Raw genomic sequence first — 15,366 nt, forward strand, 5'->3', positions numbered from 1 at the left:
ACAATGAAACCCGCAGCGTTCGATTATTATAGACCGGAAACATTGGATGAAGTCTTATCTCTACTGGATGAGTTCGGATATGACGCCAAAATTTTGGCGGGAGGGCAAAGCCTGATTCCGATGATGAATATGCGGCTGGCCAGACCGCCGGTGCTGATTGATATTAACGGCGTTCCGGGCATGACCGGAATTGAAGTCGGCGACAGCGAGATTGTCATCGGGGGGCTGACCCGTCATTACATGGTGGAGCACTCCGCAGAGATTCGGGATAGCTGCCCGATGCTCGCGGAAGGCATCAAGCTGATCGGGCACTCGCAGATTCGCTCCCGTGGAACGATTGGCGGCAGCATCGTACACGCGGACCCTACGGCGGAGCTTCCGGTTATGCTGACGGCACTCGGCGGGAAAGTGACCGTTGTGTCGAGCGAAGATGAGCGGGAATTGACTCCGGAGGAACTGTTCCTGACCTATATGACGACAACGATTGAACCTAATGAAATTGTCAAATCCGTGCATTTTCCCGTCATTGCGGAACGGACAGGCCATGCGATTGAAGAGTTTACCCTGCGCAGCGGCGACTTCGCTATCATAATCGCCGCAGCCTCCGTTACGCTGGATGAGGAAGGTCTGATAGAGAGCGCTACGCTCTGCATCGGCGGAGTGGACGGCGTTCCGGTCAAGCTGGACGATGTCACTGACGAGCTGATCGGCCAAGCTCCGAGCGATGAATTGTTCGCGGAGAGCTGCGCCCCAATCGTGGATATGGTCGAGCCGGAGAAGGATATACACGCCAGCGTCGAGTACCGCAAGGATTTATGCGTGGCGTTAAGCCGCCGAGTGCTGAAAAAAGCCGCAGACGAAGCAAAACTGGTCTGACAGGAAGAAAGGGAGGATGAGCGTCCATGACGGAAAAAACCGCAGAATCGAGCCGGTTGAAGACGATAACGTTGAAGGTCAACCAGAAGGAATATACGGTTGATGTGGAGCCTCGCATGCTGCTGTCCGATGTCCTGCGCGACGAACTGAGGCTTACGGGAACGCATGTAGGCTGTGAGCACGGCGTATGCGGAGCCTGTACGATTATGATGGACGGTCGGCCCGTCCGGTCCTGTCTCGTGTTCGGCGTTCAAGCGGATCAGGCGGACATCGTGACCGTTGAAGGACTGGAAAGCCAGGACGGGGAGCTTCATCCGCTGCAAAATGGCTTCTGGGAAAAGCACGGACTGCAATGCGGATTTTGCACGCCGGGCATGCTGATGACGGCTTGTCACCTGCTGGAGCATAATCCGGACCCGAGCCGTGAGGAAATCCGCGAAGCGATCTCCGGCAACTTGTGCCGCTGTACAGGATATCAGGGGATTGTCGATGCGGTGGAATACGCGGCTAAAGAAATGAGGGAAAGGGCGGAGTGACATGTCGATTGGGGCAAGTCTGAAACGGCTGGAGGATTATAATCTCGTAACGGGCAGAGGGCAATATGTCGGCGATCTGCAATTTCCGGATCAATGCGAAGCCGTGATCATCCGGTCCCCGCATGCGCATGCGATCATTCGTTCCATCGACGCGGAAGAGGCCCGTGGTCTTGACGGGGTGCTCCTGATTCTGACGGCGTCCGACCTGCCGGACGACCTGCGTCCGATCCCGATGCGGCTCTCTCCGGACCCGATCCTTGAAAAGGCTCTGCAATATCCGCTGGCAAAAGACCGCGTCCGTTACGTGGGCGACCCAGTGGCCGTTATTGTGGCGAAGAACCGCTATGTAGCCGAGGACGCTGCGGATTTCATCCATATCGAATATGAAGTGCTGCCTCCGGTTACGGATGCGGTTCAATCGCTGGAGCCGGGGGCGCCGATCCTTCATCCCGATGCGGGTACGAATGAAATGTACCTGATTCACGGCAGGAAGGGAGAGGCGGCGGAGCGGCTGAAGACGTGCGAGCATGTGCTGGAGGAGGAGCTTTACGTACAGCGGCACTCCGGCATTCCGATGGAAACGAGAGGGCTGCTTGCGCTATGCGATGAGGACGAGCGGCTGACGGTATACGGAGCCGCGAAGGTTGTCCATTTCAATCATCAGCTGATGGCCCGGCTGCTGAACAAGAATATAGACGAAATCCGGCTGGTTGAAACGGATTGCGGCGGCGGCTTCGGGCCGCGCGGCGAATTTTACCCGGAAGACTATTTAATTCCGTTCGCCGCCATACAGCTGAAGCGTCCGGTCAGGTGGATCGAGGACCGTCTGGAACATTTCAAAGCGACCAACCACTCCAGAGAACAGAAGCACCGGGTAACGGTCGGCTTTGACGGCGACGGACGGATTTATGCGCTGCGGGATGAAATCTTCTTCGACCAGGGCGGGTATATCCGCACGCATGGCACGACCGTGCCGTCTTTAACCCAGGCCATGTTCCCAGGGCCATACGATTTCAGCGACATTGAAATCGTAACGCATTTGGTATTGACCAACAAGACGCCGGTTGGAACGTACCGGGGGCCGGGACGTTTCGAGGGGACGTTTGTCCGCGAGCGGGTCATCGACATGGTCGCTGCGCATTTGAAGCTGGACCCCACCATAGTCAGGGAACGAAATTACATTCGTCCCGAACAGATGCCCTACAGCAACGGGCTGTCCGCACTCGGTCAAGTCATTGAATATGACAGCGGCGACTATGCCGAGACACTTGACCGCGCCCGGAAGTTCATGGGCTGGGAGCAGTTTGCCGGGAAGCAGTCCAGGGCCAGGCAGGAAGGTCGCTTTATCGGCCTCGGCTTTGCCTCCTTTGTGGAAAAGTCGGGCTTTGGCCCGTGGGAGTTTGCCGAGGTGGAGATGCGGCCGGACGGCCGGGTGATTTGCAAGACCGGTCTGACGGAGGTCGGTCAGGGGATTACAACGACACTGGCGCAAATTTGCAGCGATCAGCTTGGTATTCCTTACAGCGATGTCAGCGTCGTTCACGGCGATACCGCGCTTGTGGAGAAGGGCAACGGCTCATTCGCCACGCGCGGAGCGGTTGTTGGCGGATCGGCCGCCTGGCACGCGGCCGGATTGCTGAAAGAGAAGCTGCTGAAGGTTGCGGCCGAGCAGCTTAAGGTTCCGGTGGACATGCTCGCCCTCAAGGACGGGGGCGTGGTGTATGCCGAAGCGGGGCAGGCCGCTATGCCGCTGGAAGAATTACTGACGATTTGCTCGGACCTTGGCATTTCGCTGTGTGAGAAATACACGTTCCATATCGAGCATATGACTTATCCTTACGGCTGCCACGCTGCCGAAGTGGAGCTTGATCCCGACACAGGGGCGCTGCAAATTTTGAAATATTATATTGCCTATGATCTTGGCAAGGCGATCAACCCGATGCTTGTGGAGGGCCAGCTCATTGGCGGAATGGCCCAGGGACTCGGAGGCGCCATGTACGAGAATCTGAAATATGATGAAATCGGACAGCTTGTGTCCGGCAGCTTCATGGATTATCTGATTCCAACCTCAATGGAAGTGCCGGAGGTCACCACCGAGATTCTGGAGAACTATCCTTCGCCGCTGAACCCGCTAGGGGTAAAGGGCGCGGGAGAAGGCGGAACGGTAGCCGTAGCCCCCGCGATTGCCAATGCGATCGTAAACGCGCTGCAGGAATACGCTATTCCGTTTACGTCTCTGCCCCTTCGGCCCGAACGCATTCGCGAGGCACTCAAACAAATGAAGCCGGAGAGGTGATCCAAGCGAGATGAATTCACTGGCGGAAAAGTGGCTTGGGCAATTAACGTTGGATGAGAAAATCAGCTTGGTCGCGGGAAAAGATCTTTGGGGCACAAGCGCCGTTGAACGGCTCGGGATTCCATCGCTCTGCATGACTGATGGTCCTCATGGAGTGAGGAAGGAGCAGGATGGCACGCTGCTTGGCCTCAGCAAGCCGGCCACCTGTTTCCCGACTTCGTCCGGACTGGCCTCTTCCTGGAATGTGGAGCTGATGGAACAGATCGGCGTAAGCCTGGGAAAAGAATGCCGGCAACTGGGCGTTCAAATCTTGCTGGGACCCGGCATTAACATGAAGCGCTCGCCTCTGTGCGGCAGGAATTTCGAATATTATTCGGAAGATCCCTTCTTGGCGGGAGAAATGGCTGCGGCGTTCATCAGAGGGGTTCAGAGCCGGAACATCGGCACGTCATTGAAGCATTTTGCCTGCTACAATACCGAATTCGAGCGGATGACGATCAGTTCGGAAGTGGATGAACGAACGATGAGGGAGATCTATTTGGCTGCCTTTGAGCGTGTGGTCAAGAAAGCCGCGCCTTGGTCGATTATGAGCTCCTACAATAAAGTAAATGGAACCTATGCTTCGGAAAACCGGTTGCTGCTGACAGATATTCTTCGCGGGGAATGGAATTTTAGCGGGTTCGTGATGTCCGACTGGCTGGCGGTTAATGACCGGGTAAAAGCTCTTCAGGCCGGACTCGATTTGGAGATGCCAGGCCCTGCCCTGTCAAACGCCAAGCAGCTCAAAGAAGCCTTGCACTCGGGCGAGCTTACCGAGGAGACACTGGATGGGGCGGTTCTGAATGTACTGTCGGCCGTGGAGAAAAGCCTTCGGGGCACAGGGCCCGCTCCTGACAATCTTGACTGGAGCCTGGAGCAAGCCCACCGGCTTGCCCGGACAGCGGCCGAAGAGAGCATGGTGCTGCTCAAGAATGACAATCGTCTTCTGCCGCTTGAGCCATCCGGGCTGCCTTCAATCGCAATTATCGGAAGAAATGCGAAGTTCCCGTTAATTCAGGGGGGTGGAAGCTCCAGTATCAATCCGTCATTCTTGGAAATTCCTTTCGATGAGATTGTAAAAATACTGGACCCCGGGACGCAGATTATCTATGCGGATGGCTATGATGAGGATGGCGCGGACAACCAAGGGCTGATTTCTGAAGCGGTTCGTGCAGCTCTTCAGGCGGAGGTCGTCCTTCTGTTTGCGGGCAGCACGGAGCTTGAGGGAAACGACAGGGAGAACATGGATTTACCTGCCGGACATTCAGCGCTGCTGCAAGCTGTGGCATCTGTTCATAAATCCTGTGTTGTTGTGCTGAATAACGGGTCTGCCGTAGATATGCGCGGGTGGATCTCGGATGCGTCCGCCGTGCTTGAGGTATGGCTTCCCGGGCAGGCAGGCGGCAGTGCCTTGGCTCGTCTATTGTTCGGGGAGGCGAATCCTTCCGGTAAACTGGCGGAGACTTTTCCGGTGAAACTGTCAGACAATCCGTCTTATCTGAATTTTCCAGGCGACAACGGCAAGACGGTGTATGGCGAAGGATTATTTATCGGATACCGTTATTATGACCGCAAAGAGATTGAGCCGTTGTTTCCATTCGGGTATGGCTTGTCCTACACAAGCTTTGATTATACGGATCTTGAGGTTGTCCGGAAACCGGAAGAAGGCTGCTTCGCCGTGTCGGTCAAGGTAACGAATACCGGGAGCAGATGCGGGAAAGAAATTGTCCAGTTGTACGTATCCGACCCGGATTGCGAGCTGGTTCGCCCGGACCGGGAATTGAAGGGATTCGCTAAGGTTGAGCTCTCACCGGGTGAAACACAGACCGTTACACTGCAATTAGAAAAACGCGACTTCTCCTATTACCATCCGGCTGCCGGAGGCTGGACGGCCGACAGTGGAGACTTTGTTCTGTCCATTGGAGCTTCTTCGCGCGACATTCGCCTGTCCACGCGCGTTCATATTGAATTCATTCATATTGAATTCACTGGTAAGACCGAAATAACGCTTGACGCAAACAGCCTTCTGAAGCAGTGGCTTAAGACTGAGCGAGGCTTGCAGGCTGTCCGCTACTTGGCTGAGCATGTTGCGGAAGATGAGAACCTGAAAGAGACGATTCTGGCCGGGAAGCTGAGAGGCTTTTTCCTGGAGATGCCTTTGTGGAGATTTATCAAGCTTCTGTCCAAAGATGGAACGGCGGAGCGCTGGTCCGACCGGATGATGGAAGAGTTGTTCGGTCTATAGACTGTGGAGGTGAAGGAATGAAGTATATAGGTCAGTCCATGAAACGGAAAATTGATCCGCGATTGACCAGGGGACAGGGGCGATATATTGCCGATATTCATATGGACGGAGCGCTCAGCGCCGCTTTTCTGCGCAGCACGCATGCACATGCCCATATTACGGAAATCGACCTGGAGCAGGCGAGAAATCTGCCAGGGGTCGTAGCGGTATTCGGCCCGGATGAAGCGGCGGATCTCCCCTGCCTGCCTGTTGTATTTCCCAATCCCAATCTGATATCCGTTACCCAGCGGCCGCTTGACAGAACCGTTCACCATGTCGGCGAGCCGGTTGCCATGGTCATCGCGGCCTCCAGATATATAGCCGAAGACGCAGTAGGTCTGATCAAAATCAAATATGAGAAGCTCCCTGCCGTTTCCTTTCTGGAAGACGCCGCGCGTCCCGGAGCGCCACTCGCCCACCAGCATATGGAATCCAATCTGGCGATGCACATCAATCAGTCGATCGGCAATGCTCATGAAAAGATGAAGGAGGCCGATGTTATTGTCAGCCACCGGTTTGAAATCGGCCGGGTGAGCTGTCTGCCGATTGAGACGCGCGGGCTCCTCGCGAAGTGGAGCCATCACCAGCCGGAACCTATGCTGGAAGTGTACGCCGCGACGCAGAGCCAGCATGAAATGCGTAAAATTCTGTCGGAAACGTTCCGGATCTCGGAACACCAGGTCCGGGTCATTGCCCCGGATGTCGGAGGCGCTTTTGGCGCGAAGGCTCCGTTCTATGTGGAGGACATGCTCGTTCCGTGGGCCTCGCTTCAGGTGGGCGCTCCGGTGAGCTGGATCGAGGACCGGATGGAGCATATGATGAGCTGCATCCATGAGCGCGAACAGATTCACGAGGCGACGCTCGGCGTAACCCGGGAGGGTAAGATTGTAGCGGTAATCGATAAAGGTCTGGCGAGTACGGGCGCATACGTACCTTGGGGCGTGATTGTTCCCATCATTACCTCTTCGCTGATCCCCGGCCCGTACCGCGTGACCGACTATGCCTGCGAAATCGACGTCTTCTATACAAATACGGTTCCGCTCGCGCCGTACCGGGGAGCGGGAAGACCGCAGGCGGCCATGATTCTGAACCGCTTGCTGGATGAAGCGGCCCATGAGTTGAATATGGACCCGCTTGAAATTAAACGCCGCAATCTGATTCAGGCGGATGAATTTCCGTACCGCACCGGTCTACTGTCAAGAGACGGGAAGCCCCAGATTTACGATAGCGGCAATTTTCCCAAGCTTGTAGAAACCGTACAATTGGAAGGGGAGTACGCGCGGTGGCGCATGCTTCAGGAGGAGTACAGGAAGCAAGGCAGAAATGTCGGAATCGGAACGGTCGTCTGTATCGAGAACACCGGCTTCGGCAATTATGAAGGGGCGACCGTCCGCGTGGAGGATACGGGCGAAGTGACGGTGTTTACAGGCGCCGCCACCCAGGGGCAGGGGCATGAAACGTCTCTGGCCCAGGTTGCGGCGGAAGTGCTGGATGTCCCGCTTGAGAAGGTGATCGTCCGGGAAGGCGACACGAGCCTCTTTCCGTACGGCACCGGCACATTCGCCAGCAGGATTGCGACCATTGCGGGCAACGCAGTGTACAAGGCTGCCCAGAAGGTGAAGCAGCATGCGCTCCGGCTCGCTGCGCATGAGCTGAATGTACCGGAAAGCGCACTTGAATTGGCGGGCGGGTATATCCGCAAAAAAGACGAGCCCGGTATACACATTACACTGGGAGCCCTGTCCCATGCGGCGAAGGGGGGCGCTCCGGGGAAAACCTATGATCTTCCAACCGACCCGATGCTGGAGGCAACCGATTATTTTGCTCCCGAGGGTGCGGCCATTACGTCGATGTCCGATATGGCTGTCGTCGAGGTGGAACCCGAGACGCTGCAAATCAAGGTTTTGCATTATTTATCGGTTCACGACAGCGGCAAGCTGCTTAATCCGCTGATTGTGACCGGGCAGTATCAGGGCGGCATATCGAATGGAATCGGCAACGCCTTATATGAAGAAATTGTCTACGACCGGGAAGGGCAGCTTCTTACGAGCAGCCTGATGGATTATCTCGTCCCTTCTTCCACAGAAATTCCGGAAATGACGATTCATCATATTGAAACGCCGTCTCCGCTGAATCCGCTAGGAGTCAAAGGAGCAGGGGAAAGCGGGTCGATACCGGTTCTCGCCGTCATTCAGTCGGCCGTTCAGGATGCGCTGCGGCACACGGGCGTCAAAATTCATAAAATACCGGTTAAACCTTTGTATCTGAAGGAGCAATTGAGCAAAGCGGCGTTGGAACAAGGTGAAGTTGCCATTCAATAATGGGTCAAGTTTCCGTAAGCGCGAAACCGGCCGAAGGCAACTGAAATACCGGAATTTATAAAAACAGCAAGCTTCCGTGCCGCCGGAAGCTTGCTGTTTTGCCGGGAGCGGTCCATGCACTCCGCCTGTCTTTAGTTCGTGCTTTCGCGAATCGCCAGATAATGCGTGACATTGGAATGCTGCGGGATATCCGAAGCGCCCTTAATCATTTTGATCAGGTTGCGGGTAGCCGTCATGCCGATTTCCGCTGCGGAATACTCCACCGTAGAGAGCTTCGGACGGAAGATGGACGACAGATAGCTGCCGTCAAACCCGAATACAGCTATGTCCTCCGGAATTCGCATGCCTTGATCCAAGACATAATTCATCGCCCCGATCGCCATCCAGTCCGTTGAGCAGAATACCGCGCTTGGCATTTGGCCGGTTTCCGCCAGCTTGCGCATGGCGTTCATCCCGTCATCCACGGACAGCTTGCTCTTCACAACCCAGTCCTCGCGGAGCGGAAGTCCTGCATCGCTCATCGCCTGGCGAAATCCCTGGTAGCGGTCGTTTCCAATGCCCTCGTCGCCTATTCCACGGATCATCGCGATGCGGCGGTGCCCCTTTTGAATGAGATAGGTGACGGCTTCGTAGGAGGCGGTGATGTTATCCACATGAACGGAAGGGATGGATGGAATATTTGAGATTTGTCCGATTACAATGCAGGGAATTCCCGCCGCTTCAATCGTTTGGATATGCCTTCGTTCCAGCATAGAGCCGACAAAAATAATACCCAGCGACTCGATGTTCCCGAACCTTTTCAAATGATCCAGCTCGCTTTCAAGCGTTCCATCGGTCAGCCCGATGAGCAGCTCGTAGCCGTACAGCCGGGAAACCGACTCAATGCCCGCCACCATATCGTTAAGTACCGTCTGGCTGAACTGGGGGGCAATAACTCCGATCAGCGCGGAATCGGCCTTGGCGCCATCGCCTACGGGAGCGCCGGAGCGGTATTGGGTCTGCTTGATGGCTTCCATCACTCTTATCCGGACTTCCTCGTTTACCGGTTTGCTGTTATTAATGACTCTGGAGACGGTTGAGATGGAAACTCCAGCCATTTTTGCAATATCATGAATCGTTACCTTCATCTTAACACCACAACTCCGAACAATAAGATGTCCCATAGCGGGAAAATATTTTCCTAAATAAGCTATGTGATTCGATAAATGCAATCTTTTTCCTGAATGGATGACGGGATCAGCACAGAAAAGCGCAAAAAAATTTATAAGCCTATCGGCGATAGAATAGCTCAAGTGCGGTATTATCGCAGTGTTTTATAAGCTGGCTTATATATATATATGTATCATAACACGGCAGCATCCTATTTCCAATTGGACTTGACCAGGAAAAAACATTCGTTCTATACTGCAAATAGGAAAAATTTTTCCCTTAAAGCAGGTTGGAGGAGCTGACAGCAGTGGAACGAATTTGGTGGAAAGAAGCGGTGGCATATCAAATCTATCCCCGCAGTTTTATGGACGGCAACGGTGACGGAATCGGCGATTTGCGGGGAATTCTCGGCAAGCTGGATTATCTGAAAAACTTAGGGATCGACGTGATCTGGATCTGCCCGATCTACAAGTCGCCCAATGACGATAACGGGTACGATATTTCGGATTATCATGACATTATGGCCGAATTCGGTACGATGGAGGATTTCGACGAACTGCTGGAGCAGGTTCACCGCAGAGAGATGAAGCTCATCATGGATCTGGTCATTAACCACACCTCGGATGAGCATCCCTGGTTCATCGAATCGCGGTCAAGCAAGGACAACCCGAAACGGGACTACTATATTTGGGCCGATCCGAAAGACGGCGCGGAGCCGAACAACTGGGACAGCATCTTCGGCGGGTCCATCTGGGAATATGACATGGTTACGGACCAGTATTTTATGCACGTGTTCTCCAAGAGACAGCCGGACCTCAACTGGGAGAACCCCGATGTCCGCCAGGATTTATACGAAATGGTCAACTGGTGGCTTGATAAAGGCATTGACGGTTTCCGGATCGACGCCATCTCGCATATTAAGAAGCTGGCCGGTTTCCCCGACCTTCCGAACCCGGAAGGGTTGCGCTATGTGAGCGCTTTTGAAGGGCATATGAACCGGGAAGGCATCCATGATTTGCTCGAAGAACTGAAGCGGGAAACGTTCGATAAGTACGACATCATGACCGTCGGCGAAGCGAGCGGGGTTACGGCGGATGACGCGGATCAGTGGGTCAGCAAGGAAACAGGCAAGTTCAACATGGTGTTCCAATTCAATCATATGCATCTGTGGGACAAGAGCCTGGAGAGCGGCTTCGACCTGATCACCTTCAAGAAGGTACTGACCGAATGGCAAAAAGCGCTTGAAGGCACCGGCTGGAACGCTCTTTTTATGGAGAATCACGATAAGCCCCGCTCGGTGTCCACGTATGGCGATGACGGACCGCTGCGGGTACAGTCGGCTAAGGCGCTGGCTACGATGTATTTTCTGATGCAGGGCACTCCCTTCATTTATCAGGGGCAGGAGATCGGCATGACGAACGTGCGGTTCCCGTCTATCGACGATTATGACGATGTGCATATGAAGACCGTGTACCGTCTTGAAAGGGAAGAGGGCAAGACTCATGAAGAATTGATGGAGGTCATTTGGAAGAACGGGCGGGACAATTCCCGAACGCCTATGCAGTGGACTGCCGGGGAGCAGGCGGGATTTACAGCAGGAACGCCATGGATGAAGGTGAACCCGAATTACAAGGAAATCAATGTGGAAAGCGAGCTTGAGAATCCCGATTCGATCTACCATTATTACCGAAAAATGATCCATCTGCGCAAGAGCAATCCGGTCGCCGTGTATGGCGCATATGACCTGATCTTACCGGAGAACGAGCAAATTTATGCCTATACCCGGACGCTGGAGGATGACCAGCTGCTGATCATCACCAACCTGTTCGCGGAAGAGGCGCTGTTCCACCTGCCTAAAGCTGTGCGTTACAGCACCGCCGAGCTGCTGCTCTCCAATTATGAGGCTCCTGCGGGCGGCAGCATCCGGACGATCAACCTGAAGCCTTATGAGGCAAGGGTGTATCGTCTGGCTCAAAAACAGTAATTTGGTTAAAATAAGGCTGGAAAGGAGAGGATTCCATGACTTCCAGACAAAAGAACCTTAGGTTCGCCCGCATACTATGGCTATCGCTGTTCCTGCTGATTATCTCCGGCTGTGCCTCAATTAATACGCCTCCTGGCAATGAAGCTTCAGTATCGAGCCCGGCGCCTGCCGCATCGCCAGGGGCCGCGGCTGGGCAAACGGAGCTGCTCGTATCGGCGGCCGCCAGCCTTAAGGGTGCATTGAATGAGCTTGTTCCGAAATTTGAGGCGGCGCATCCCGATATTGCCGTGAATCTGAACCTTGCGGCTTCGGGCGCGCTTCAAAAGCAGATTGAGCAGGGCGCGCCTGCGGATTTATTTATCTCGGCAGGCAAGAAACAAATGAACGCCTTAGCGGACAAGAAGCTTACGAATCCCGAACTGACCCAAACCCTGCTCACGAATGATCTGGTGCTGATTGTGCCTGCCGATTCGGCGGCGGCGAACGTCTCAGCCCAGGATTTGACCGGCTCCGGATTCTCCAAGATTGCGGTCGGACAGCCGGAATCGGTGCCTGCCGGCATGTACACGCAGCAGTTCCTGCAGCATGCGGGCCTGTGGGATACGCTGATGCCTAAAATCGTATTTGCCAAGGATGTCAGACAGGTTCTGACCTACGTGGCGTCCGGCAATGTGCAGGCGGGCTTTGTGTATGGCAGCGACGCAACCGGCGAGCCGAAAGTGAAAGTCGCCATGCAGGTAGACCCTTCCGCTCACGACCCGATTGATTATCCGGCGGCTGTTCTGGCGGAAAGCGCGCATCCGGAACAAGCGGAAGTCTTCTACGATTACCTGTTTACGCAGGAAGCCGGAGAGGTGTTTGTCAAATACGGCTTTAAGCTGGCTGGAAAATAAAGCTTTATTTTTCGTATGACCCGTTCCTGTTGTAAAGCGGTCTGTTTCCGGTGTATCCGGGCAGATCGATTTTTTTCTTGATATTAGATGATCCGTCATCTATAATGAAATCAAATGATATATCATCTATTTTTACAAATAATGAATCAAAGGTGATTTTTATATGGAGAGGGGTAAGTATTCCAAAGCTGAGGCTGTCCGCTACGAAATACTAGCTGTACAGCGGCAGGGAAATAGGCTGCTCAATAACTTTCTGAAGGAAATCGGGCTAACAGCCTCGCAAGCAGAAGTGCTGCGTATATTGGATGAGTGGAAGACACTTTCTCTGAAAGATCTTGGGCATTTGTTGATATGTGAATCCGGCAGTCCTTCACGGCTTCTGGACCGAATGACTGCAGACGGCCTTGTTGAAAAAGTAGTTGATCCGAAAGATTCGCGGTATGTAATCCTTCAACTCACAGCTCAGGGATTGGAGAAAGCCAAACTAGTCGAAGGCATCGAGCAGCGGCTATACGAACAACTCATGCAGCTCTATTCCGAAGAGGAGCTTGAGACTATTAATTCTTTGTTGTTTCGGTTTTTAAAGGGGCAAGCTTTGGCGGACACTCTCAAAAGACGCGGATACGAACCATAATCAGTCGTTATATTTTTTTTCACATTAAATGATGTGTCATTTATTCACTGATGAGAAGGAGAATTTTATATGAACGTACTGATCATTTATGCGCACCCCAATCCAAAAAGCTTTAACTATGCCATCTTGGAAAAAGTACAGCAAGGACTGAAAGAGAAAGGCCATACATTCACTACTATTGATTTGTACCAAGAACAATTTAATCCCGTTCTGAAGTTCGACGAGAACTCCAAGAGAAGAGATTTAAAGAACGATCCGGAAATGGAACGTTATCGTACTCTTGTGGAGCAGGCAGATCATTTTATCTTTGTATACCCGGTCTGGTGGTATGGTACGCCTGCGATCTTAAAAGGTTTTTTTGACCGAGTGTTCGCAACCGGCTTTGCATACATCTATGAAGGATTGATGCCAAAGGGATTACTGACAGGAAAATCCGCATGGGTCATATACACGATCGACTCTCCTTCCTTGTTTGTAAGGCTTATAAAAGGAAGCGTCGAATGGAAAGTCATCAAGACATCCATTCTGAAGTTTTGCGGCATTCGTCCTGTGAAGAGAATGATGTTTGCGGGAATGAAGGGCAGCAGTATCCAGCGAAGAGAGAAGTGGTTGCAGCATGTCTACCATCAAGCGCGTCAACTTTAAGATTAGTAAATACGAAAATAATAAAAGAAAGTGGTGTTGTTCATGAAGGTGCTAGTACTTCATCAGTCTTTAAATTGTGGATATAAGCGTTTCAGTTTGATTCGGGCGTCTTCCGTGGTGAATTGCCAGTCTACTCCCTTTTGAGACGCATTGCGTCCCGCTTCCCATGCGGTAAGTTCATGGGCCAAATCTTCTAAAGAAGGAATCCGGCGTCCCAGACACTGGCGGGTCATGACACTGAGTTCGATTTCGGCCACATTAAGCCAACTACCGTGTTTTGGTGTGTAATGGATTTCCAGGCGTTTCGCCAGACGCAAAGCCACTTCCGGTTCGAATGCCTGGTACAGGGAGGCGATAGAATGCGTGTTCAGGTTATCCATCACGAGGCGCACTTTCGGAGCCTCCGGGTAATGAACATCCAACAGATCGCGGACTTGTTCCGCCCATTCCACCCGCGTGCGCTGTGGACGAACACTCACATGTCGCCAGCCCGCAAGTGGTTCCGTAAAAATGAAAATGCTGCACGTTCCATTGCGCACGTACTCCGCATCTTCTCGCAGCGGTTTAGCGGGTTTCATCGGAATGGGCACCCGGGTTTCATCCAGAAGCTGGTACGGTTTTTCGTCCATGCAGATGACGGGACAAGCCGGATCGTAAGGCAGTCGATACACTTCCAATACATCTTCCATGGTGGCAACGAACGCGGCATTTTGCTTTGGCGGAATGCACCAGCATTTACGAAGATGAGGCTTGAGCTCGTTTTTTTAAAATTTTATCTACCGTGTCATAGGAAAGACTTTCGATGTAGTTCAGTTCAACGGCTTTGTCGGCCAGCATCCGCAAGGACCAGCGGCTCTTTCCTTCGGGCGGTGGACTGCAACTGAGTGCAATGATTTGGGCTTCCAGTTCGCCTGTAACTTTGGGAGGATTCGGTGGGGTTAACCGCTTTTTTCGCTCAAGCGTGGCCTGAAGGCCTTGCTCGGCAAACCGTTTTCGAACGAGATGGACCGTGTTGGTATGCACGTTTGAGCGTTCGGCGATTTCCACATCCGAAAGTTTACCGCCTGGCCGATTTTCATCGGCCCACAGCAGAATTTGGGCTCGCCGCAACGCGCGCGCCGTCGACTTTCCTTGGCTACACATACGTTTCAGTTCCTCTTGTTGTTCAGCGTTTAGACTTACGATATAGTCTCGTTTTTTCATCGGCTCGACCTCTTTTACTTTGACTATATCATAGATTCCATGATTTAACTGCTTTTAGACTGATGAAGTACTAGATACATTAATTCGAGTATTTGTTGAAAGAGATGCTCTGGATGAAACCATTCGCTTCTATGAAGATTTGTATCAAGAAAAGTGTAGAGCTCGCGTTTTTTATGAGGAATTGAATTTAGAATTGGCGATGATTGCCCGGACGGTCATCATTGCAGGAGATGCGGAGTCTAGACGGCTATATGAGTCTGCAAGTGCAACGATTTTAGTTGATTCTATTCAAGAAGCGGCCGTTTATTTGCAGCAGCATGGAGCAGTCTGTTTGACGGAAGCCAAGCGGACCCCCAGAAGCTGGATTATGCTTGCCAAACACCCGGACGGCTTGATTGCGGAATATGTGCAAGTCGTTCCGGAGTAACCAAGGGCTTACCCGCTCCCTTTATAAGGCGATCTGTTCCGGTGTACCCGGGCAGGTCGTTTTTTTATTGAATTGAATC

12 protein-coding genes are annotated in these 15,366 nt (G+C 53.0%); 10 read left to right on the plus strand and 2 right to left on the minus strand.

The window, feature by feature from the left end; all coding sequences use genetic code 11:
- Nucleotides 1–3 precede the first annotated feature (3 nt).
- The 5 genes from VK70_RS03785 to VK70_RS03805 are packed head-to-tail and all read left to right on the plus strand — an operon-like array spanning nt 4 to nt 8,352.
- A complete protein-coding gene (locus tag VK70_RS03785; protein ID WP_025694625.1) occupies nt 4–876 on the plus strand; it encodes an FAD binding domain-containing protein in 873 nt (290 codons plus the stop codon).
- Nucleotides 877–902: 26 nt separating this feature from the next.
- Nucleotides 903–1,412 (plus strand): (2Fe-2S)-binding protein, encoded by a 510-nt coding sequence (locus VK70_RS03790; protein WP_046722824.1) that lies wholly within the window; start codon nt 903–905, stop codon nt 1,410–1,412.
- Between the two features lies 1 nt (nt 1,413).
- Nucleotides 1,414–3,708, plus strand: a complete 2,295-nt coding sequence (locus VK70_RS03795; protein WP_025694623.1) for a xanthine dehydrogenase family protein molybdopterin-binding subunit — start codon at nt 1,414–1,416, stop codon at nt 3,706–3,708.
- Nucleotides 3,709–3,718: 10 nt separating this feature from the next.
- The gene (locus VK70_RS03800) at nt 3,719–5,992 is read left to right on the plus strand and encodes a beta-glucosidase family protein (protein ID WP_025694622.1); all 2,274 of its coding nucleotides are present in this window, start codon (nt 3,719–3,721) and stop codon (nt 5,990–5,992) included.
- Nucleotides 5,993–6,009: 17 nt separating this feature from the next.
- Nucleotides 6,010–8,352: a xanthine dehydrogenase family protein molybdopterin-binding subunit gene (locus VK70_RS03805; protein WP_025694621.1), complete on the plus strand. Its 2,343-nt coding sequence runs from the start codon at nt 6,010–6,012 to the stop codon at nt 8,350–8,352.
- A gap of 131 nt (nt 8,353–8,483) precedes the next feature.
- Here the strand turns inward: VK70_RS03805 and VK70_RS03810 are convergent, their stop codons facing one another.
- Complete coding sequence (locus VK70_RS03810; protein WP_051505003.1) at nt 8,484–9,479, minus strand: LacI family DNA-binding transcriptional regulator; 996 nt, start codon at nt 9,477–9,479, stop codon at nt 8,484–8,486.
- A 329-nt stretch (nt 9,480–9,808) separates the two neighbouring features.
- On the opposite strand from VK70_RS03810, the gene VK70_RS03815 reads away from it, so the two are divergent.
- The 4 genes from VK70_RS03815 (at nt 9,809) to VK70_RS03830 (ending at nt 13,657) form a co-directional block, all read left to right on the plus strand.
- Nucleotides 9,809–11,485, plus strand: a complete 1,677-nt coding sequence (locus VK70_RS03815; protein ID WP_025694619.1) for a glycoside hydrolase family 13 protein — start codon at nt 9,809–9,811, stop codon at nt 11,483–11,485.
- A 35-nt stretch (nt 11,486–11,520) separates the two neighbouring features.
- Nucleotides 11,521–12,378 (plus strand): molybdate ABC transporter substrate-binding protein, encoded by an 858-nt coding sequence (modA, locus tag VK70_RS03820; RefSeq protein ID WP_046722825.1) that lies wholly within the window; start codon nt 11,521–11,523, stop codon nt 12,376–12,378.
- 163 nt (nt 12,379–12,541) lie between these two features.
- Nucleotides 12,542–13,012, plus strand: a complete 471-nt coding sequence (locus tag VK70_RS03825) for a MarR family winged helix-turn-helix transcriptional regulator (protein WP_025698982.1) — start codon at nt 12,542–12,544, stop codon at nt 13,010–13,012.
- 69 nt (nt 13,013–13,081) lie between these two features.
- A complete protein-coding gene (locus tag VK70_RS03830; RefSeq protein WP_025698980.1) occupies nt 13,082–13,657 on the plus strand; it encodes an NAD(P)H-dependent oxidoreductase in 576 nt (191 codons plus the stop codon).
- Between the two features lie 62 nt (nt 13,658–13,719).
- Here VK70_RS03830 and VK70_RS27720 read toward each other — a convergent pair.
- Nucleotides 13,720–14,860, minus strand: a protein-coding gene (locus VK70_RS27720) for an IS630 family transposase (protein WP_144415158.1) whose coding sequence is annotated in 2 segments (ribosomal slippage) — nt 13,720–14,422 and nt 14,421–14,860 — 1,143 coding nt in all. Because the reading frame shifts where the segments join, the coding sequence is not laid out codon by codon here.
- 181 nt (nt 14,861–15,041) lie between these two features.
- Here VK70_RS27720 and VK70_RS03845 point away from each other — a divergent pair.
- The gene (locus tag VK70_RS03845; RefSeq protein ID WP_233277760.1) at nt 15,042–15,287 is read left to right on the plus strand and encodes a hypothetical protein; all 246 of its coding nucleotides are present in this window, start codon (nt 15,042–15,044) and stop codon (nt 15,285–15,287) included.
- Nucleotides 15,288–15,366: the final 79 nt, after the last annotated feature.

The sequence above is a fragment of the Paenibacillus durus ATCC 35681 genome, assembly GCF_000993825.1.
Taxonomy (GTDB): Bacteria; Bacillota; Bacilli; order Paenibacillales; family Paenibacillaceae; genus Paenibacillus_AQ; species Paenibacillus_AQ durus_B.